This is a genomic window from Acuticoccus sp. MNP-M23 (assembly GCF_031195445.1).
GTDB lineage: Bacteria > Pseudomonadota > Alphaproteobacteria > Rhizobiales > Amorphaceae > Acuticoccus.
The window spans coordinates 1,815,189-1,834,069 of sequence record NZ_CP133480.1; the positions used below are offsets into that span (position 1 = coordinate 1,815,189).

The 18,881-nt window shown below is 66.2% G+C and carries 19 protein-coding genes; 6 read left to right on the forward strand and 13 right to left on the reverse strand.

Annotated features, from left to right (window positions below; all coding sequences use genetic code 11):
- Nucleotides 1–8: 8 nt before the first annotated feature.
- The 3 genes from merF to RDV64_RS08640 are packed head-to-tail and all read right to left on the reverse strand — an operon-like array spanning nt 9 to nt 1,092.
- Complete coding sequence (merF, locus tag RDV64_RS08630) at nt 9–401, reverse strand: mercury resistance system transport protein MerF (RefSeq protein WP_309198868.1); 393 nt, start codon at nt 399–401, stop codon at nt 9–11.
- Entirely contained in the window at nt 388–687 is a 300-nt protein-coding gene (locus RDV64_RS08635; protein WP_309198869.1) for a mercuric transport protein periplasmic component, read from the reverse strand. Before RDV64_RS08635 ends, merF begins: the two co-directional genes overlap by 14 nt.
- Before the next feature lie 15 nt (nt 688–702).
- Nucleotides 703–1,092 carry a mercuric transporter MerT family protein gene (locus tag RDV64_RS08640; protein ID WP_309198870.1) on the reverse strand — a complete coding sequence of 130 codons (390 nt, stop codon included), beginning with the start codon at nt 1,090–1,092 and terminating at the stop codon, nt 703–705.
- A 75-nt stretch (nt 1,093–1,167) separates the two neighbouring features.
- Here RDV64_RS08640 and RDV64_RS08645 point away from each other — a divergent pair, with 75 nt between their 5' ends.
- Nucleotides 1,168–1,584, forward strand: a complete 417-nt coding sequence (locus RDV64_RS08645) for a helix-turn-helix domain-containing protein (RefSeq protein WP_309198871.1) — start codon at nt 1,168–1,170, stop codon at nt 1,582–1,584.
- Nucleotides 1,585–1,713: 129 nt separating this feature from the next.
- On the opposite strand, the gene RDV64_RS08650 is transcribed toward RDV64_RS08645, so the two are convergent.
- Complete coding sequence (locus RDV64_RS08650; RefSeq protein ID WP_309198872.1) at nt 1,714–2,877, reverse strand: tyrosine-type recombinase/integrase; 1,164 nt, start codon at nt 2,875–2,877, stop codon at nt 1,714–1,716.
- Between the two features lie 303 nt (nt 2,878–3,180).
- Nucleotides 3,181–4,383, reverse strand: a complete 1,203-nt coding sequence (locus RDV64_RS08655) for a LysR family transcriptional regulator (protein WP_309198873.1) — start codon at nt 4,381–4,383, stop codon at nt 3,181–3,183.
- Between the two features lie 151 nt (nt 4,384–4,534).
- Between RDV64_RS08655 and RDV64_RS08660 the strand changes: the two genes are divergently transcribed.
- Genes RDV64_RS08660 through RDV64_RS08670 form a run of 3 tightly spaced genes read left to right on the forward strand, consistent with a single transcriptional unit; the run spans nt 4,535 to nt 8,283 of the window.
- Nucleotides 4,535–5,458 carry a TAXI family TRAP transporter solute-binding subunit gene (locus RDV64_RS08660; RefSeq protein WP_309198874.1) on the forward strand — a complete coding sequence of 308 codons (924 nt, stop codon included), beginning with the start codon at nt 4,535–4,537 and terminating at the stop codon, nt 5,456–5,458.
- Complete coding sequence (locus RDV64_RS08665) at nt 5,391–7,427, forward strand: TRAP transporter fused permease subunit (protein WP_309198875.1); 2,037 nt, start codon at nt 5,391–5,393, stop codon at nt 7,425–7,427. The genes RDV64_RS08660 and RDV64_RS08665 overlap by 68 nt, the downstream gene beginning before the upstream one ends.
- Entirely contained in the window at nt 7,417–8,283 is an 867-nt protein-coding gene (locus tag RDV64_RS08670; RefSeq protein ID WP_309198876.1) for an amidohydrolase family protein, read from the forward strand. Before RDV64_RS08665 ends, RDV64_RS08670 begins: the two co-directional genes overlap by 11 nt.
- A 133-nt stretch (nt 8,284–8,416) precedes the next feature.
- Here RDV64_RS08670 and RDV64_RS08675 read toward each other — a convergent pair whose 3' ends face one another.
- The 8 genes from RDV64_RS08675 to RDV64_RS08710 form a co-directional block, all read right to left on the reverse strand.
- Entirely contained in the window at nt 8,417–9,280 is an 864-nt protein-coding gene (locus RDV64_RS08675; protein ID WP_309198877.1) for a DUF1932 domain-containing protein, read from the reverse strand.
- A 37-nt stretch (nt 9,281–9,317) separates the two neighbouring features.
- Complete coding sequence (locus RDV64_RS08680) at nt 9,318–10,358, reverse strand: 4-oxalomesaconate tautomerase (RefSeq protein ID WP_309198878.1); 1,041 nt, start codon at nt 10,356–10,358, stop codon at nt 9,318–9,320.
- Nucleotides 10,351–11,022: a 4-carboxy-4-hydroxy-2-oxoadipate aldolase/oxaloacetate decarboxylase gene (locus RDV64_RS08685; protein WP_309198879.1), complete on the reverse strand. Its 672-nt coding sequence runs from the start codon at nt 11,020–11,022 to the stop codon at nt 10,351–10,353. Before RDV64_RS08685 ends, RDV64_RS08680 begins: the two co-directional genes overlap by 8 nt.
- Entirely contained in the window at nt 11,022–11,753 is a 732-nt protein-coding gene (locus RDV64_RS08690; RefSeq protein WP_309198880.1) for a PIG-L deacetylase family protein, read from the reverse strand. Before RDV64_RS08690 ends, RDV64_RS08685 begins: the two co-directional genes overlap by 1 nt.
- Before the next feature lie 204 nt (nt 11,754–11,957).
- A complete protein-coding gene (locus RDV64_RS08695; RefSeq protein ID WP_309198881.1) occupies nt 11,958–13,046 on the reverse strand; it encodes an isocitrate/isopropylmalate family dehydrogenase in 1,089 nt (362 codons plus the stop codon).
- Complete coding sequence (tcuB, locus tag RDV64_RS08700; RefSeq protein WP_309198882.1) at nt 13,043–14,158, reverse strand: tricarballylate utilization 4Fe-4S protein TcuB; 1,116 nt, start codon at nt 14,156–14,158, stop codon at nt 13,043–13,045. The genes RDV64_RS08695 and tcuB overlap by 4 nt, the downstream gene beginning before the upstream one ends.
- Nucleotides 14,148–15,572, reverse strand: a complete 1,425-nt coding sequence (gene tcuA, locus RDV64_RS08705; RefSeq protein WP_309198883.1) for an FAD-dependent tricarballylate dehydrogenase TcuA — start codon at nt 15,570–15,572, stop codon at nt 14,148–14,150. Before tcuA ends, tcuB begins: the two co-directional genes overlap by 11 nt.
- Complete coding sequence (locus RDV64_RS08710; RefSeq protein WP_309198884.1) at nt 15,569–16,240, reverse strand: GntR family transcriptional regulator; 672 nt, start codon at nt 16,238–16,240, stop codon at nt 15,569–15,571. Before RDV64_RS08710 ends, tcuA begins: the two co-directional genes overlap by 4 nt.
- Before the next feature lie 54 nt (nt 16,241–16,294).
- Here RDV64_RS08710 and RDV64_RS08715 point away from each other — a divergent pair, with 54 nt between their 5' ends.
- Together RDV64_RS08715 and RDV64_RS08720 are read left to right on the forward strand one after the other, a co-directional pair.
- Nucleotides 16,295–17,464 (forward strand): AbrB family transcriptional regulator, encoded by a 1,170-nt coding sequence (locus RDV64_RS08715; RefSeq protein WP_309198885.1) that lies wholly within the window; start codon nt 16,295–16,297, stop codon nt 17,462–17,464.
- 256 nt (nt 17,465–17,720) lie between these two features.
- Nucleotides 17,721–18,821 carry a tricarboxylate transporter gene (locus RDV64_RS08720; RefSeq protein ID WP_309198886.1) on the forward strand — a complete coding sequence of 367 codons (1,101 nt, stop codon included), beginning with the start codon at nt 17,721–17,723 and terminating at the stop codon, nt 18,819–18,821.
- The last annotated feature ends 60 nt before the right edge of the window (nt 18,822–18,881 follow it).

Here is an 18,881-nt window from a genome sequence, read left to right on the forward strand (position 1 = left end):
ATGGTCCCTCAGCTCTCGGTGGCGGTCGGGGCCGCGTTGCGTCGCAGCCAGACCCAATAGGCGACGACCGCCAGCGCGGCTGCCGCTGTAAGGCGCAGCGCATAGCGAAACTCGAGCCAGTAGAGCGCCGCCGTCGCCAGGATCGCCGCTGCCGCGATGATCGTCGCCGGCGAGCGGCCGGGTCGGCCGTGCTCCATCCACGACGCATAGGCGACCACCCCGAGCGCGCCGAACAGCAGCGGGAAGAGGACATAGTCCAGTCCGCCGATCAGCGCCGACAGGCCGATCCCGGCGAGTGCGATCACCAGAAGCGGCGTGAAACAGCATATCGCCGCTACGCCGGCGCCAATCAGCCCGTTTTGGCGCAGCCGCGCCGCCTTCGCCCGATCAGGAGTTGTCATCTCCGACGATCCTTCCCGGATATCCGTATCCGTCTGAGGCCTTGGCGAGCGTTTCGGCTGTGACGACATCGTCGTCGAACGTCACCGTATAGCGCGCGCGCTCTGCATCGGAATCGTAGTCGACATCAAGGATCTGCGCCGTTTCCACCGCCTTGATGGCATCCGCGGCAATGTATGGGCACGACGGGCAGGTGAGACCGGTGACCTCCACGGTGACGGTGCGCTCGTCCGCCGACGCGGCTGTCGCGGCAAAAACGGTCGCGAGCGCGATCAATAGGCGTCTCATCGTGGAGCTCTCCTTTCAGAAGGACAGGACATACGGCGTGATGTAGGGGAAGAGGATCGCAACCCCGGTCACGACGGTCGCCGACCACAGTGACCAGCGCATGATCCGGCGATTGGCTGGACGGGCGCAGACCGTGCCGTCTTTGCAGCGTCCGCTCTCCGCGCGGTGGAGGCGATAAAAGCCGTAGCCGATAAAGCCCGCGGCCACGGCGAAGGTGTACCACTTGTAGGCATAAAGCGCGGTCAGCTGCGCGATCCAGACGCCACCCACGCCGAAACTGACGAGAACCAGCGGCAGAATGCAGCAGGAGGTCATGGCGAGCGCGCCGAGGATGCCTCCCGCCGTTGCCGCCGTCGCGCCGTGATCCAGGTCGCGCTTCAGCTCTGTCTTCGTGCCAGCCGTCACGTGTGTGGCTCCGCTTGATCCATCGTGTCCGGAGCCCTAGCGTCTGTAGCGGCTACAGATGCAAGAGGCTTTTCGGTGGACAAGATCACGAACCAGCGAGGCTACCCGATCGGCGCGATGTCACGGCAAATCGGCGTCAACATCGAAACCATCCGCTACTACGAGCGCATCGCGCTGATGCCGAAGCCTGACCGGACGCCGGGCGGCAACCGACAGTATTCGCACGATCATCTGCAGCGGCTGGCGTTCATTAAGCGCAGCCGCGAGCTTGGGTTCAGCATCGACGAAATCCGCGCCATGCTGACGATGGTCGACCAGGACGGCGTCAGCTGCGGCGACGTGCACGCGATGACCATAAAACACCTCGCCGCCGTCAGGCAGAAGATCACACATCTGAGGAAGCTGGAGCGGGCGCTGTCGGACATGGCCGCCGAGTGTGCGCGCGGCGACATCCCGGATTGCCCGATCATCGAGACGCTGTTTGATGCGTGAACCGCGTGTGCTCGCCGGGATGTGGGCACTCGCGCCGACGCTGGTGAACGCGCGAATTCACTGAACGAAGCGCGCCAATATCGGCGCTTTATATCGACTCCGGCTACATCGAACGCTGCCAGCCGCAGTCTACAGCTTTCCTTTTGGTGACATAGCCAAAGCGGAGGCGATGCCCGATGAGACCTCGTCCGCCGCTTTCCGAATTGGATCGGTCTTGAGATGTGCATAGCGCGCTGTGGTCTGCACCTGCGTGTGACCGAGTAGCTTTCCGATCATCGTCAGGTCATGACCGAGCTGCAGAGCATCTGATGCAAAGGAATGACGCAGATCGTGAATACGTAGACCGTCCAGTTCCGCACGCTTACGTAGCCGGCGCCAAGGCTTCTGCATGTCGGTCAGGTGTTGCCCTTCGATCCTGCCAGTGATGACGTAGGGATTGTTCTTCACCTTGGGAATAGATTTCAATACCTCGATGACCGCCGTACCGATTGGCACCAGCTTCGCGCCCGTTTTGGAATTGGGCAGGCGAAGCACGCCGGCTTTCAAGTCGACATGGTCCCATTTGAGGGTCTGAATTTCCCCTAGCCGGCATCCGGTCAGCAAAAGAAGGCGGATGCAGTTGGTGGCTTCGGGCTCCTCGTCGACCTCACGTAGCACCTTGCCAAGCCGGGCGAGTTCATCCGGTGTCAGATAGCGCTCGCGTTTGGCCTCCTTGTATCGCTTCACCTTCCAGCACGGGTTCATGCCATCGGTTCGCACGCCCCAGGTGTGGGCCACGGTAAACATGATGGAGAGCACACCGAGCGTCCGGTTCGCCTGGTAGGGAATGTTCTTCATGGACTGGTGGAGCCCGACCACATCGGCGCGCGTGATGTCGATGATGCGGTGTGACCCCAGCTTTGGGTTGATGAACAACTCGACCGATCGCTTGTATTCGCCGTAGGTCGACGGCTTGCAGTGAAGCGCAACATGCTCGGCGAGGAAACGCTTGCCGAACTCCTTCATCGTGGGCGATGCCTTGCGGCGATCCCGGTCATTTGCCGGATCGCCGCTAAGGCGCACCTGCGAAAGATGCTTCATCGCCTCAGTGCGCGCGAGAGCGGGGGTGAGGGCGCCATGAAGACCGATATTGACGCGACGCATCCGTCCCCCGGCCCTGTATTGCGCCAGGTACATCTTGCGACCGGACGGATAGACTCGCAGCCCGAAGCCCCTCAACTCGTCGTCCCAAACGAAGAACTCCTTGTCCCCAGGGACCGCGGCATCGACGGAACGTTTGGTGATCTTTGCCATAGAGTGCCTCATGAAGGCCGGAATCTCCGGAATCAAATCGGAATCGTTTGGGAGAAAACGGTAGCGTTTGCTTTCGTAAGACGTCGTAGATCGACGACCTAAATACGTCAATTAGAACAGAGCATTATCTGGCAGTCGGTGGTGCTAGCGTAGAGACGGATAAGGTGGCGAAAACGGGCTGAAGCTAACTCATAACCTGAAGGTCGTAGGTTCAAATCCTACCCCCGCAACCAGTCATTCCTGCGCAGATTGAATGTCAGAAAAGCCGCCGTCCTGGCGGCTTTTCTGCGTTCTGAGGCCCGTTCAGCCGCGCTTCGGGCCGCGGGCTTCGTCGCGCAGGATTTCAAGAAAACGCAGGTGCGGCGCCGAGGGCAGGAAATCGGCGCGGACAGTGGTGCCGATGGGGCGCAGGCTGTGCGGCAGCGGCGGACCCACCCGCGATAACGCACCCGTCGAGAGCTCCCGCTCCACCTGCATGTCACTGATGATCGTGAGGCGGTCGGAGCCATGCAGCAGGCCGATCATCACGCTGTGCGCGCCGGTCTCGATTGGGCGGGGCACATGGTCGGGCACGGCGAGGCTGCGGTGCATCGTCTCGAAATAGGCGCGCGCGGGGGCACCGGCGCGGGGCGCGATCCAGGGGTATTGCGCCAGCATTTCGGCAGACACCGCGCCAAGGTTCGCCAGCGGGTGGTGGGGGTCGGCCACCACCGAGAGCGGGGCGCTGAAGAGTTCGGTCTGAACCAATCCGTCGGGAAGATCGTCAGCCCGCAGCGCACCGACAATCACGTCGATGTCACCGCGCAGGAGCGCGCGGGCGAGGCTGGCATAGGTGCCGTCCACCACCTTGGGCGCAACGGCGGGAAAGTCGGCGGCAAAGCGGGTCAGGGCAGCGGGGACGATGGAGGCTTGCGCCAGCGGCAGGCAGCCGATGGCAAGGCGACCCACCACGCGTCCGCGCCAGCCCGACGCATCGTCCAGAGCCTGCCGGAATTCGGCCATGGCAAGCTTGCTGTGGCGCGCCAGCGCATCTGCCTGCCGCGTGGGGCGCAGGCCCGCCGAGGTCTGCTCGAACAGGGGCACCCCGGCGACGCGTTCCAGCGTGCGGCAGGCCCTGCCAATGGTGGAGGCTTCTCGCCCCAGCGTGGTGGCGGCGGGGCGGAATCCCCCGGTTTCCACCACGGCAATCAGCGCGCGATACTGGCTGATGGAGGCAATCCGGTCGAGGTTGGCGCGCCCGGCCGACTGTGCGCCGCGGGCCAGAAGGTCGAGCCCGCGGCGGGTGCGGACGATGAAGGCCCGGCCGGGATCGGTCAGCACCAGTCCGCGCTGGGCGCGGGTGAACAGCGCAACGCCGGCCAGCGCCTCCACCCGCGCCAGCCCCTGCGTCAGCGCCGGCTGTGACAGCGCGACCTCCCGTGCCGCGCGCGACACCGTGCCGAACGCCGCGATGGCGACCACGCCGCGCAGATGTGCCACTTTCGGCAGCCCGTCCGCATCGTCCATGGATTGGCCCTCAATGCGTGTTTCGAATAGGAGCGGGCGCGCAAAGGTTCCTTTCGAATTGGCCTTTTCCGCCGCCTGAACGATTATCATTCTGTGACGCTCCGTCGGCTGAGTCTAATCAGGCGGGGCGATATGAATAGGGAGAGCGATTATGATGCGAACTCTGGCCCTCGCGGGCGCGCTGGTTCTGGCGGCTGGCGCCGGTGCGCACGCCCAGGAGCGCGTTTCCATCGGCACCGGCGGCACGGGCGGCGTGTTTTACGCCATCGGCGCCGGCATGGCGGAAATTCTGAGCAACAACATGGAAGGGGCCACCGCCAACGCGGAAGTCACCGGCGCCTCCATCGAGAACATCCGGCGGGTGTCGGCCGGGCAGATGACCATCGGCTTCTCCTCCGCCTCCACGCTGTATGAAGGCAAGAACGGCGAAGGGGCGTTCGACGGCGAGCCGCAGAACGTGGCTGCCATTGCCGCCCTTTACCCGGCCGTCCTCCAGGTTGCTGCCACCAAGGACAGCGGCGCTGCATCAATTGCCGATCTTGCGGACCTCGACATTTCCGTCGGCCCGCCGGGCTCCAACTCGTCGGTCCTGTCGGAGCGGCTTCTGACGGCGTACGACGCGTTCAACATGTCCAACGTGTCGTTCCTGTCCTACGGCGAAGCCACGCAGGCGCTGAAGAATGGCCAGCTCGAAGGCACGATGATCCTTGCCGGCACCCCCGCCGCGGCTTTCATCGAACTCTTCACCACGGAAGATGTGGTCCTCCTGCCCGTCACCGAGGCTGACGTGTCGGGAATGCTGGAATCCTATCCGTTCTACGCGCTGACCGAAATTGCAGCCGGGACCTATGAGGGCCAGGACGCGCCGGTGCAGGCGATCGGCGATCCCGCCATCCTGTTCGTTGCGGCCGATGCCGACGAGGCGCTGGTGCACGACATCACCGCCACCCTGTTCGACAACCTCGAAACGCTGCAGGGCGTCCACCCGGCCGCATCGGCCATCAATATTGCCGGCGCTTCGAAGACGCCGATCGCCCTCCACGCTGGAGCTAAACGCTATTTCGACGCGCAATAATAAGGCGGGCGGCGGCTTCTCCGAGCCGCTGCCTGACGACGCGCCGGCCGCCGAGCCGGACGCCGCCACGTTCTGGACCATCCTGCCCCGTGGCGTCATGCCGGTATGGGAGCACCGCCTCGCAACCTGTGCGCTGGCGCTGCTCGCCACTTCGGCGGCCGCTCTGGTGCTTTGGTCGGGCTGGTTCGGTGACATCACCGCGCTGATCCTGCGCGCCACATTCTTCTCGCTCACCGCGTCGGCCGGCCTTATCTGCATTGCGGCCAAGCGCGGCTTCGCGCCCTGGCGGGCCGTGCTCTACCTCCTCGCAATCGCGGTGCTGGTGCCCGGTCCCTACCTGTGGACCAACTACATGGCGATCATCCGCTCCGGCGGCATTGCCGACAGCACGGACATTGCGCTGTTTGTCATCGCCACCGCCGCAACGCTGGTGCTGGCGCGCTATCTGATCGGCTGGATCATGGTGGCGCTGGGCGTTCTGGCGCTCGCCTATGCGCTGTACGGCAACCTCATTCCGGGCGTCTACGGCCATGCTGGGTACGATCTGGGCCGGATCACGTCCAACCTGTTCCTGCGCACCGAAGGGCTGTTCGGCCTGCCCATGGGGGTGGCGGCGCAATATATTCTCCTGTTCTCGCTGCTCGGGCAGCTCCTTCTGCGCACCGGGCTGGGGCAAGTGTTCGTGGACCTGGCCCATGCGCTCACCGGCCGCGTCCAGGGCGGTCCGGCGCTGACGGCGGTCATCTCGTCGACCATGTTCTCGTCCATCAACGGCTCTGCCGTGGCAGGCGTGGTCACCACCGGCACGTTCACCATTCCCCTGATGAAGCGCACCGGCTACCGCCCCAAGGTGGCCGGTGCCATCGAGGCTGCGGCCTCGTCCGCCGGGCAGATCATGCCGCCGGTGATGGGCGCCGCCGCCTTCCTGATGGCGGAACTGACGCGCACGCCCTACGCGGTCATTGCCGCAGCCGCCCTCATTCCGGCACTGCTCTACGTATTTGCGCTGCTGGTTGCAGTGCGCACCGAGGCCGGCAAGTTCGACCTTGGCCGCGCCAGGGCGGACGAGGTGCCAAACCTCTCCGAAGTGCTGTTCAGGCGCGGTTATCTCCTGATCCCGCTGGTGGGCCTCATCGTGTTTCTGGTGGTGGGGTACACCCCATCGGCCGCAGCGGTGCTGTGCGTGATCACCGCGCTGGTGGTTTCCGTCTTCACCAAGGCAACGCGGATCGGCCCCGTCGGCCTCCTGGAAGTGATGATGGAGACGCTGCGCAACTGCCTGCCGGTGGTGGCGGCGGTGGCGGTGGCCGGCATCCTCATCGGCGTGATGACGCTGACGGGCATGGCGCTGAAGGTGTCGTCTCTCATATTGGATGTGGGCGGCGACAACCTCTTCCTGGTGCTGGTGCTGACCATGGTGGCCAGCTTCGTCCTCGGTCTCGGGATGCCGACGTCGGCTGCCTACCTGCTTCTGGCGATCCTGATTGCCCCGGCGCTCACCAAGTTCGGCCTGCCGGTGATCGCGGCGCACATGTTCATCTTCTACTACGGGCTCCTGTCCGCCATCACGCCGCCGGTGGCGCTGGCGGCGTATGCGGGGGCGTCGATCGCGGGATCGGACCCCAACGAGACTGCCGTCGAGGCAATCCGGCTCGGCTTCGTGAAGGTGGTTGCGCCGTTCCTGTTCGTATATGCGCCCGAGCTTTTGCTCATCGGCACGCCGTGGGGCATTGCGCTAGCGTGCGCGGCGGCGTTCGGCGGCGTGTTTGCCGCAGGCGTTGCGATGACGGGCTGGCTCGTCCGCCGGCTTTCGCTGGCCGAGATCCTGTCACTCTGGGTGGCGGCGGGGCTTCTTGCCGCCGCGCTGGTGCTGCCGGTGGGCTCGGCGCTCAGCCTTGCTGCCGAAGCGGCCGGCCTTGCGATGATTGCCGGCCTTGTCCTCTTGCTGCGGAAATCCAATGCAGATTGATCCCCCCACCTGGCACCCGTCCCCCCGCGTGCCGGATTATCGGCCCCCCGAAGGCGCGGTGGATGCGCACTGCCACGTCTTCGGCCCCGGCAATGAGTTTCCCTACGCGCCGGAGCGGAAATACACGCCGTCGGATGCCGGCAAGGCGAAACTGTTCGCGCTGCGCCGCCACCTCGGCTTTTCCCGCAACGTGCTGGTGCAGGCCAGCTGCCACGGCCGGGACAATGCGGCAATGCTGGACGTGCTGGTTGCCGATCCCGCAGGGTGCCGCGGCGTTGCGGTGGTCGACCCCGCCATCAGCGACGCAGCGCTTGCCAACATGAACGAAAAGGGCGTGCGCGGCGTGCGCTTCAACTTCGTGAAGCGCCTCGTAGACCCGGACCCGGTGGACGTTTCGGCCCGCCTTGCAGCGCGCGTCGCCGAGCTCGGCTGGCATGTGGTGGTCTATTTCGAGGCGCCGGACTTTGACGAGCTGGCGCCGTTCCTCAAAACCCTGCCATGCGATGTGGTGATCGACCACATGGGGCGCCCGGACATTGCGGGCGGCATCGAGGCGCCGGGCTTCCAGGCATTCTGCGGCCTGATGGAGAACGAGAAATTCTGGGTGAAGGTCGGCTGCCCCGAGCGGCTGACCAAGGCCGGCCCGCCCTACTACGATGTCGCCCCGTTCGCGCGCACGCTGGTGGAGCAGTTCTCCGACCGCGTCCTGTGGGGCACCGACTGGCCGCACCCCAACATGAAGAGCCACCAGCCCGACGATGGCTTGCTGGTCGACCGCATCCCGGTGATCGCCCCCACGGAGGCGCTGCGCCAGAAGCTCCTCGTCACCAACCCGACCCGCCTCTACTTCACCTGAAAAGCGAAGAGGGCGCCTGACGCGGGCGGCTTCTTTTCTTGCCTGCTGCGGTGGAAGACCCGCCGGAGGCGAGCCTTCTCTTCATCGACATTGCGGCATGGCCTCTCCGGCCATGTTGCAAGAACAGCCGACCCTACTGCGCCAGCCGCGCCGCAAGAATTGCAGCGATCCCGTCGGCCAGAGGCCCCTCGGGAAGGTCTGTCGCCTCCATTGCGCCCATCTTGCGCTGCACCGCGGCGATGCGGGCGGCGAGGCCGCCTTCCAGCCCCAGCTCGTTCAGCGTGGCGGCGCTTTCTTCCATCTCGGCGGCACGGCGGGTGCCGTGGTGGAGGGTGCGCTCGAAATAATAGGAGGCGTGCTCGGGCCAGCCGAGGCCGGGGAAGCTCTTGGAGAGGGATTCCAGCACGCGGTCGAAGCAGCCGGAGGCCGAGGCAGCAAGCAGCGCTTCGACAGTGATGGCTTCGAGGCCCTTCACGAACAGGGAGCGCACCATTTTCACCGCGGTTGCTTCGCCGGTGGCGTTGCCGGCAACCTCGAACGTGAATCCGAGAGGCTTCATCTCAGCGGCAAGGCGTTCGGCGGCGGGACCGGCGAGGAGGACCGGCGAGGCATGGCCGTTCGGGTGGACCGGGGACATCACCGCCATGTCGAGGTAGACGGCCTCGCGCGCTTCCACGGCGGCGGCGGTGTCGCGCTTGCGCTGGGGGGAGACGGAGTTGATGTCGATGAAAACCTGGCCCTGGGTGAGGTGCGGGAGGGCGGCTTCGGCGGCAATGTAGCTCTGGTCGGCGGTCACGGCGGAGAAGATCCAGTCCGCGCCGTCGATGGCTTCGGCGACAGTCGCGCCGCGGGCGGTGCCATCGGCCTCCATCGCGGCGGCCATCTCCGGCGTGCCCTTGATGTCGTAGGCGGCGAAGCGGAATGCACCGTTCGTCTCGCCGAGGGACTTGCGGAAGGCGCGCGCGGCCTCTCCGTAGCCGATGAAGGCAATGCGCATGTGGAGTCTCCCAGTCGTCAGGCGCTGGTGATGCGCCCTAGTAGATCGTGCCGTCGAACAGTTTTCGTGCTGTCCGCAGGATCGCGGTTTCGGTGACCTCGCCGCCGTCGAGGGTGGCGAGCACCGTCATTTCGCCCGTGGGATGCTCCACGGAAAGGGTTTTTTGCATTCCGGCAGGAATTTTGGCGACTTCGGCGGCGGGACCATCCGGCAACAGGCACGCGGTGGCGACGCTGACAGCGCCCAGCACGCCAATTGCCTTGTGGCAGCGGTGCGGGATGAATGTGCGGGTGGAGACCGCGCCGCCATCCTGCGCGGCGCTGACCATTGTCATCTTCGGCACGCTGGAATCGGTAACGTCGCCAAGGTTCATCAGCGGGCCGGCCTTCAGGCGAATGGCCTCCAGCTTCTCGCGCAAGGGGGCATTGGCTTCGAGGTCGGAGGGGTTTTCCGTGCCGGTGATGCCGAGGGCGTCGGCGCGCATGACGACGCAGGGCATCCCGTTGTCGATCAGCGTGCAGGCAATGCCGTCGATGCTGTCGACGGTGTTGCCTGTGGGCAGGAGCGCGCCGCAGGAGGAGCCGGCGGTGTCGCGAAAGGCGATGCGGATGGGCGCGGACGTGCCGGGCACGCCGTCGATCCGGGCGTCGCCCGTGTAGGTCACGCGGCCACCGGGGGTGGCGACGGTGGCAACCGCCGTCTGCCCGGTGTTTTCCATGTAGATGGTGACGCGGGTTTCGCCGTCCGACGCCGCAATCAGCCCGCGCTCGATGGCGAACGGGCCGACGCCGGCGAGGATGTTGCCGCAGTTCTGCGCGTCGGTGACAACGGGCTTGTCCACGAACACCTGCAGGAACAGGTAGTCGACGTCGACGCCCGACCGCTCTGACCGCTTTACAACCGCCACCTTGGAGGTCAGCGGGTCGGCGCCGCCCATGCCGTCGATCTGGCGCGCATCCGGCGAGCCCATGGCGGCGAGCAGGAAGGCGTCGCGGTCCGCTGGCAGCTCGTCCGCCAGGAAATAGCCGCCCTTGGATGTGCCGCCGCGCATCCACATGGCGCGCACGCCCTCACTCATAAACGAGGCCCTTTTCGGCAAGCCGTCCGCGCATGCCGTAGATGTCGAGCCCCAGCTCGCCGGCGGCGAGGCGCTGGCGCTTGTCCTCCTCGGCGGCAAGACGCTTTTCGGCGGCTTCCACCACTGCGAACACCGTGTCGTGCGGGACGACGCAGACGCCGTCGTCATCGGCGATGATGATGTCGCCGGGGTTCACCAGCGCGCCGGCGCACACGACGGGGACGTTCACGGAACCCAGCGTTTCCTTCACCGTGCCCTGCGCGTGGATTGCGGCGGACCATACGGGGAAGTGCATGGCGGCAAGGTCCTTCACGTCGCGCACGCCGGCGTCGATGATCAGGCCGCGGCAGCCGCGGGCGCGGGCGGAGGTGGCGAGGAGATCGCCGAAATAGCCGTCGGTCGAGGGGGAGGTGGGGGCAAGGACCAGAACGTCACCGTCCTGCAGCTGCTCGATGGCGACGTGGACCATCCAGTTGTCGCCGGGGGGCGCCGAGATCGTGACGGCGGAGCCTGCCAGCGCTGCGCCCGGATAGATCGGCCGCATCTTCGCCGCCATCAGGCCGGTGCGGCCCTGCGCCTCGTGCACGGTGGCGACACCGGCTGCGCCCAGCTTGGCGATCAGCGTGGGGTCGGCGCGGGTGATGTTCTGGACGACCTTGTGCATCAAAGTTCATCCACGCAGCGCGGGAAGACCGACTGGAAGCCTTCCGCATGGGTGGCGGCGCGACCGCCGGACTGGCCGCCGGAGTTGCGGCGGAAGTGGTTGCCGCGGTTTTCGGCGACGTTGGTGTAGTAGGCCCAGAGGTGCTCCTGGCCCTTCATGCACTCGATGGCGGCGCGCTTTTTCTCCCACACCGGCGAGATGTCGAGGAAGACGTCGGGCTTCCAGCCCATCTGCTCGGTCTGGTGCGGCTCGAAGAGGTAGAGCTGCGGCGCGCCGAGCACCTTCTCGCCGGGGTTGTGGCCCCACGCCTGCGCGATCATCCGCGTCTCCAGCGCAATCTCGGTCGCGTACATATGGTCGGTGTTGTAGGGGTCGTACTTGGAGTGGCTCATCATGAAGGCGGGCTGCACCTTGCGGATGAGGTCTACGATGCGGAACTTGGCATCGCGGTCGAGGTCGAGCGGGTAGTCGCCAAGGTCGAAGAACTGGATGTCGGCGACGCCCAGCGCCTCGGCGGCGTTCTCGGCCTCGGCGCGGCGTTCGGTCTTCACGCGGTCCAGCGTCATCCCCTCGTTCTTCCACAGCTTGGCGCTCTCGCCGCGCTCGCCATAGGAGAGGCAGGCGACCGTCACGTCGTAGCCCCTGGCGGCGTGGAGGGCGATCGCGCCGCCGCAACGCCAGACGAAGTCTGCGGAATGGGCGCTGATCACCAGGGCTGTCTTGTCGGCCATGGGCGTTCTCCTCGGGTCGATTTGTCTTGGCGCACGGTTGTCCGCGGCTCTCGGCGCGCCGGGTTTGCCGGCGGGTCGGCTTCAGCGCGAAAGGTAGGCTCCCGCAGGCCTAGCGGCGAATGCGAAACCGTTGCCGTTCTATTCATTTTCTGCATCCGGACGGTCTGGCGTCAGCGCCAATTACCGGCGATTGCGGCGGATGGGCTATTCGGCGTGTGCCTTGCCGGCCGCCAGAATACGGGCGGCAACGGTTGCCGCGCAGTCCATCGTGCCGGCCGTGCCGCCAAGGTCCGGCGTGCGAGAGGATGCGTCCGCCAAGGCGGCGGCGAGCCCGTCGTCGACCGCCCTTGCGGCCGCCGCCAGAGCATCCGATCCGCGCCGTTCGGCCAGCCAGTGGAGGAGCATGGCGGCGGAGCCGATGAGGGAGGCGGGGTTGGCGAGGCCCTTGCCCGCAATATCGGGGGCCGAGCCGTGCTGGGCCTGTGCCATGGCGTGGGTCTCGCCAGCGTTGAGCGAGGCGGCGAGGCCAAGGCTGCCGGAGAGTTCTGCCGCAAGGTCGGACAGGATGTCGCCGTACATGTTGGTGGTGACGATGACGTCGTAGCGTGAGGCGTCGCGCACCAGATGGGCGGCCATCGCGTCGATCAGCACCTCGTCGTAGCGGATGCCGGGGTGCTCGGCCGCAACGGCGCGGGTTTCGGCGAGAAACACGCCGTCGGACAGGCGCAGGACGTTGGCCTTGTGGACGGCGGTGACGTGTTTGGCGCCGCGGGTTTCGGCGAGGCGAAAGGCAGCGTCGGCGATGCGGCGCGAGGCGCGTGACGTGATCTTGCGGATTGCGAGCGCAATGCCCGGCTCGGGCATGAACTCGCCCGGCCCCTCCGCCATGTTGCGGTCGGCGTAAAAGCCTTCGGTGTTTTCGCGCACGGTGACGAGGTCCACCGGCGTCGCATCCACGCCCGGCGGCGTTTTTGCGGGGCGGATGTTGGCGTAAAGGTCCAGCTTCTTGCGCAGGGTGCCGGAGGGGTTGAGGCCGCCTTCGGCCACCGGCGGATAGTCGTTGTGGGAGACCGGGCCGAGGACCACGCCATCTGCCGCCAGTGCCGCTTCGACCACCGCGTCCGGAATGGTGGTGCCGCTTTCCTTCAGCGCGTCGAAGCCGATGGTGGCGGTGGTGAAGGTGAGGCCGAGGGCGAACGCGGCGTTGGCGGTCTCCAGGACATGGCGCGTGGCGGCGACGATTTCGGGGCCGATGCCGTCGCCATCGAGGAGGAGGAGGGTCGGGCCGCTCATCGGGTCTGCCTCAGCTGTGCGTCGCGGGTGAGGGCGGCGAGGCGGTAGAAGCCGTGCACCATCTTGGAATAGGGGGCCAGCAGGAAGAGGGTGAGCACGGCGCCGAGGTGGACCGCCAGCAGCGCGGGCACGGCAGCGGTGCCTGTGGCGGCGTAGAGCAAAAGCCCGGTGAGGCCGGTTGCGACCAGCAGCAGGACGAACGCCATTTCCCCGCCCCACAGGCGTGCTGCGGACAGCGCCGGGTCCGCCCTGGTCTTCAGCACCGCAAGGCCGATGCCGCCGGCAACCAGCAACAGCCCGCCAGGTACGCCGAGAAGCTTCGGCAGCGAAATGAAGTCGTACGGCGCTTCGAGGCCGAAGACGTAGTGCAGCAGGGTGGCCGAGCTGGTGGAGGCGAAGCACAGCAGGAAGCCGTACATGACCGACTGGTGGCAGTGGCGGCGGGCGTTGGAGTAGCGGTCGCCCTTCTCGAAGTTGCAGCCCTGGCCCTGCCCGCCGGCAAGGTTCTTCATGCGGCCTGCCGAGCCGAACGCATCGACGAGCGCCCGCCAGGTGACCGGCGCGCCGCCCACATGCGCCCAGTAGCGGCGAAGGCCGATGGCGATGGCAAGGACCGGCAGCAAGAACGCAGGCGCGAAGATCGCCACCATGCCGGCGTGTGACAGGTAGGCGTAAAAACCGTCGCCGCCGGCGGGGCGGGCGGCGGAGACCACCGCAAACATCGCCGCCAGCGCGGCAATCAGCGCGGCGGCGACCGCAACGCCGTGGCGCTGGAAGAGGCCGCCGAACACGCCCGGCCACGCAAAGCGCTCCCAGCTTTCGGCGCGCTCTTCGGCCAAAGCCTTGGGCAGGTTCAGCGCAAATTCGTGCGGCGCGGTGTACTGGCACGAATAAAAGCAGCCGCGGCAGTTGTGGCAAAGGTTGGCGAGCTGCGTCACGTCCCCGTCCGTGAACACCTTTTGCTGGGTGATGGCGGGGAAGACCGCGCAGAAGCCTTCGCAGTAGCGGCAGGCATTGCACACCTCGATCTGCCGGCGGGCCTCGCCGGTGGTGCCGAGGCCAAGGTCGTGCGGGGAAGTTTGGAGGGCGACGTCCATGGCTTCAGCGGGCATTGTTGTGATTTCCGTTGAGGTACGCGGCGACGCCCTGCCCGGCCTTGCGGCCGAACACGGTGCCGATGGTCATGCCGAAGCCGGCAAGATAGCCCTGGCCCAGGATGGAGCCGGCCATCATTTCGCCGGCGCACCAGACATTGTCGAAAAGGCCGGTGGTGCCGCTGACACGCGCGCCATCGTCCACCTTCAGGCCCAGATAGGTGAAGGTGACACCGGGGCGCAGGCTGTAGCCGTAGAAGGGCGGCGTATCGAGCGGGCGGGCCCAGTTGGTCTTTTCCGGGGCGATGCCGCTGGTGGAAAGGCCGTCGAGCGCGTTGTGGGAGAAGGTGCCGGGCTGGCAGGCGGCGTTGAACGCCTCCACCGTGTTGCGGAAAACGGTGCCGGGGATGCCGAGCTTCTGGCCGAGGCCCTCGATGGTGTCGGCGGTTTCGGGCGGGTAGAGGGACGGCATGAAGAGGTCGATGGATTTGGCGTCGATCACTGAATAGGCAACCTGCTCGGGCTGTGCGGCGACGAGCCGGCCCCAGATGGCGTAGCGCTTGGGCCAGACATCCTCGCCCTCGTCGTAAAACCGCTCGCCCATGTTGTTGACCACCACCGAGAACGGCACGCAGTCGAGCCTTGTGGCGATGCCGCCGTCGAACTTGGGGGCGCGGCCGTCGATCGCAACGGCGTGGCACTGGGTGGGGTCGCCGACGCTCTCGGCGCCCTGGTCGAGCATGTCCTTCAGGACGACGCCCTTGTTGTAGGGCGTGCCGCGGATGAGGAAGTTGCGCGCTGCCGGCCCCCATGCGCGGGCCAGCCACTCGATGTCGCCCTGGAACCCGCCCGAGGCCAGCACCACGGCGCGCCCGGCGATGGTGACGTGCTCGCCGCCAATGTCGGCCTCCACCGCCTCGAAGCGGGTGCCGTTCATGGCGACGTGGGTCACCTGCGCCTCGTAGGCGACGCGGATGCCGAGGTCTTCGGCGGTGTTGTAGTAGGCATTCACCAGAGCCTTGCCGCCGCCGAGGAAAAACGCGTTGGTGCGCGACAGGGAGAGCGTGCCGGACAGCGAGGGCTGGAAGCGCACGCCGTGGGCCTCCATCCAGGGCAGGCACTCTTCCGAGGCGCGGATCGTCATCCGGGCGAGGTGCTCGTCGGTCTCGCCTTTGGTGACGCGGAGGAGGTCGTCATAATATTCGTCCTCCTCGTAGGCATCGGTCAGCACCGAGAGGGGGGCGTGGTGCATGCAGCGGAAGTTGCGCGTATGGCGCGAGTTGCCGCCGCGATAGGGTTCCGGCGCTCCCTCCAGGATGACGACGCTGGCGCCCTGCTCCGCCGCCTCGATGGCCGCGCACAGTGCCGCGTTGCCGCCGCCGACAACCACAAGGTCCCAGTGGGTTGCGGCAAGTTCTCTGGGCGTGCTCATTGCTCATTCTTCTCGTTGCGCAGACGCAGCTGGCGAAGCCGCGCTCTGTGTGAGGCTTCGATGTGCTTGCGCATCAGCGCTTCGGCGGCGAGGCCATCGCGGGCGCGCAGTGCATCCAGCACGGTGTCGTGTTCGCCGACCACTTCGGACGCGCGGCTGGCTTCCTCCAGCGTGGAGGGGCCGAGGATGAGAAGTGTCTTCTGCAGGGCGTGAACCGAGCGCGAAAGGTAGCGGTTGCGCGCCGCATCCAGCATCGTGAGGTGGAATTGCTGGTTGAGAACGAAGAGGCGCTGACCGGTGAGGCCGGGTGCGCGCATCTCGTCGTTGATGGCGGCAAGCTCCGCGACCTCCATTTCCGAGGCGCTGCGGGCGGCAAGCCTTGCGGCCGTCCCCTCCAGGACCGTGCGCATCTCGTAAAGCTCCATCACCTCCGAATAGTCGAGCGTGCGGATGGTGGCGCCGACGCGCGGCTGGTGGATGACGAGCCCGTCCGCCTCAAGCTGCCTGATCGCCTCGCGCACGGGCGTGCGGGAAATGTTGAGGCGGCGTGCAAGGTCGGTCTCGGTCAGCCGGGCGCCCGGGCCGAGGGCACCGGTGCGGATTTCACCCAGAAGCTTGTTGTAGGCGTCCTCGCCCTGAAGGGAGGAGGGTGTGCGGTCGGTCGGCATTTATGGTCCGTCGGCCTCTTCCCATCTGGTGCACAGCCGTATACAACGGGATGCATGGGTCGTCAATCAAACGAAAAACCACCGGAGCCCGGCGCCGAGCCCAGCACGCTGGAGCTTGATGCGATGCGTGATGGCGCGCCCCGCAGCAATGTCCCGGTCGGTGCCAAGCGGCAAATCCTGAGCGGCCTGAACACCTGGCAGCGCCGGGTGCTGACGCTGACGCTGGCGATCCTCGGCACGGCGCTGCTTTCAGCCCTCAACATGCCGCTGCCATTCCTGTTCGGGCCGCTGTTCGCCTGCATCATCGCCGCCGTCGCCGGTGTGCCGCTGAAGGGCGTCGGCCAGGTTGCGGTCGGCGCGCGGACCATTCTGGGCGTTGCCATCGGCGCCGCAATCACGCCCGCCGTGCTGCACGAGCTGCCGCGGATGATGGCGTCGGTGGCGCTGATCCCGATCTACATTTCGGTGATCGGCCTCATCGGCGTTCCCTACTTCTACAAGGTCTGCAAGTTCGACTTCGTGACGTCCTATTACGCCGCAATGCCCGGCGGCCTGCAGGACATGGTGATCTTCGGCACCGAAGCGGGCGGGGACGTGCGCGCACTGGCGCTGATCCATGCCACCCGCGTCCTCATCATCGTGACGCTTGCGCCGATCATCATGATCTACGGGTTCGATGTGGCGCTCGATAATCCCATCGGCGCCCCTGCGTCCGAGCTGCCGCTATGGCAGATGGGGCTGATGGTGTTGCTGGCCGTGGTCGGCTGGAAGGGCGGCGAGCGGCTGGGCCTGTTCGGCGCGTCGATCCTCGGCCCGCTGATCCTGACGGCGGCCTTCTCGCTGATGGGTTTCATCCACTCCCGCCCGCCGGCGGAGGCGATCCTCGTCGCGCAATTCTTCATCGGCATGGGCATCGGCGTGAACTATGTCGGCGTCACGCTCCCCGAAATCCGCCGGGATGTGGTGGCGGGCTTCGTCTACGTGCTGATCCTGGCGGCACTGGCTGCGGTGTTCACCGAGGCTGTGGTGTATTTCGAGGCGGGGCACGCGGTGGAGGGCTTCCTTGCCTTCGCCCCCGGCGGACAGGCGGAGATGACAGTGCTTGCCATTGTTGCCGGGGCCGACCTCGGCTTCGTCATCATGCACCACGTGATCCGGGTGCTGTTCGTGATTACCGGTGCGCCCCTTGTGGCCCGGCTGCTCAAGGTCCGCCCCAAGACCTGAGCGGACAGGGCCGCGCCACCGGCGGGCCTGTCCTGAACGCAAGCTTCACATGAATAGCGCGTCCGTTTTGCGGTGCAGCATGAATTTCGTGCATGGTTCGATGCCGAAAACGCGTTTGCTGCCGCTTCCGCGCCCGTGTCACCTTAGCCCTAATACTCGATGCCGTGAGCACTGCAATTGCCGCTCGCCAGCATCGGGACTGTCCGGGTCTACAAATCCGGTCGGAAAACAATGGATTAAGGGAGGCCGTTTCCACATGGGAACACACCACATCCGCACCAGAATCATGGCGCTCGCCACCACTGCACTTGCAGCGTGTGCAATGTCTATGCCGGCTGCTGCGCAGGACGTTGATTTCTCGGGCGATACGATCGAATACGTAATCCCGTTCTCTGAGTCCGGCGGTTCTTCGCGCTGGGCCAACTTCTACGCGCCGTTCCTGCACGATGCGCTGCCGGGCAGCCCCACCGTGGTGGTCCGCTACCGTCCGGGCGCCGGCTCCACGTCGGGCGCCAACTGGTTCGCCGAACAGGACGTGACCGACGGCACGCTGATCTTCGGCACGTCCGGCTCGACGCAGTTCCCGTATCTGCTCGACGATCCGCGCGTGCGTTACGATTACAAGAAGTGGACCCCCGTGCTCGCGTCCGGCGTTGGCGGCGTGGCGTATCTTCCGCCCGACATTGCCGCCAATTTCGATGGCGATGCCGATGACCTGAAGGACTACAACTTCCTCTACGGCAGCCAGGGCGCCACCACGCTCGATCTCGTGCCGCTGCTGGCCTGGAAGCTCCTCGGTCTCACGGTTGACCCGGTGTTCGGCGTCGAAGGCCGCGGCGATGGCCGCCTGATGTTCGAGCGCGGCGAAGCCAACATCGACTACCAGACCTCGCCTGCCTACATCCGTTCGGTCACGCCGATGGTTGAGGAAGGCCTTGCGGTTCCGATGATGAGCTGGGGTTCGCTGGACGACGACGGCAACATCGTGCGCGATCCGACCTTCCCCGACATGCCGACCTTCAAGGAAGTCTGCGAGGCGACCGAGGGCTGCGAAACGTCCGGTCCGGGCTGGGATGCCTGGAAGGCGTTCTTCATCGCCGGCTTCCCCGCCCAGAAGATGGTGTTCGTGCATCAGGACACGCCGCAGAACATCGTCGACACCTACACGGCTGCACTGAAGGAAGTGATCGCCCGCGACGACTTCCAGACGCAGAAGGAAGCAACGCTCGGCAACTACCCGCAGCTGACGGGCCCCGGTGCGAAGAATGCGGCAGAACTGGCCACCAACGTGTCGCCGGAAGCCAAGAAGTGGGTCAAGGACTGGCTCCTCGAAGACTACGGCGTCAGCCTCGACTGACCCCTGATCGCCTGAACAAAGACGTTTCTGCGCCTCCCGCCTCTGGCGGGGGGCGTTTTC

Excerpts from the sequence above, each read along its gene's own strand:
- RDV64_RS08710 (WP_309198884.1), bottom strand. The coding sequence starts at position 16,240 with ATGCCGACCGACCGCACACCCTCCTCCCTTCAGGGCGAGGACGCCTAC.
- RDV64_RS08690 (WP_309198880.1), bottom strand. The coding sequence starts at position 11,753 with ATGGCCGACAAGACAGCCCTGGTGATCAGCGCCCATTCCGCAGACTTC.
- tcuA (WP_309198883.1), bottom strand. The coding sequence starts at position 15,572 with ATGAGCACGCCCAGAGAACTTGCCGCAACCCACTGGGACCTTGTGGTT.
- RDV64_RS08720 (WP_309198886.1), top strand. The coding sequence starts at position 17,721 with ATGGGAACACACCACATCCGCACCAGAATCATGGCGCTCGCCACCACT.
- RDV64_RS08670 (WP_309198876.1), top strand. The coding sequence starts at position 7,417 with ATGCAGATTGATCCCCCCACCTGGCACCCGTCCCCCCGCGTGCCGGAT.
- RDV64_RS08660 (WP_309198874.1), top strand. The coding sequence starts at position 4,535 with ATGATGCGAACTCTGGCCCTCGCGGGCGCGCTGGTTCTGGCGGCTGGC.
- RDV64_RS08675 (WP_309198877.1), bottom strand. The coding sequence starts at position 9,280 with ATGCGCATTGCCTTCATCGGCTACGGAGAGGCCGCGCGCGCCTTCCGC.
- RDV64_RS08680 (WP_309198878.1), bottom strand. The coding sequence starts at position 10,358 with ATGAGTGAGGGCGTGCGCGCCATGTGGATGCGCGGCGGCACATCCAAG.
- RDV64_RS08695 (WP_309198881.1), bottom strand. The coding sequence starts at position 13,046 with ATGAGCGGCCCGACCCTCCTCCTCCTCGATGGCGACGGCATCGGCCCC.
- RDV64_RS08685 (WP_309198879.1), bottom strand. The coding sequence starts at position 11,022 with ATGCACAAGGTCGTCCAGAACATCACCCGCGCCGACCCCACGCTGATC.
- RDV64_RS08715 (WP_309198885.1), top strand. The coding sequence starts at position 16,295 with ATGGGTCGTCAATCAAACGAAAAACCACCGGAGCCCGGCGCCGAGCCC.
- RDV64_RS08650 (WP_309198872.1), bottom strand. The coding sequence starts at position 2,877 with ATGGCAAAGATCACCAAACGTTCCGTCGATGCCGCGGTCCCTGGGGAC.
- tcuB (WP_309198882.1), bottom strand. The coding sequence starts at position 14,158 with ATGCCCGCTGAAGCCATGGACGTCGCCCTCCAAACTTCCCCGCACGAC.
- RDV64_RS08635 (WP_309198869.1), bottom strand. The coding sequence starts at position 687 with ATGAGACGCCTATTGATCGCGCTCGCGACCGTTTTTGCCGCGACAGCC.
- merF (WP_309198868.1), bottom strand. The coding sequence starts at position 401 with ATGACAACTCCTGATCGGGCGAAGGCGGCGCGGCTGCGCCAAAACGGG.
- RDV64_RS08655 (WP_309198873.1), bottom strand. The coding sequence starts at position 4,383 with ATGGACGATGCGGACGGGCTGCCGAAAGTGGCACATCTGCGCGGCGTG.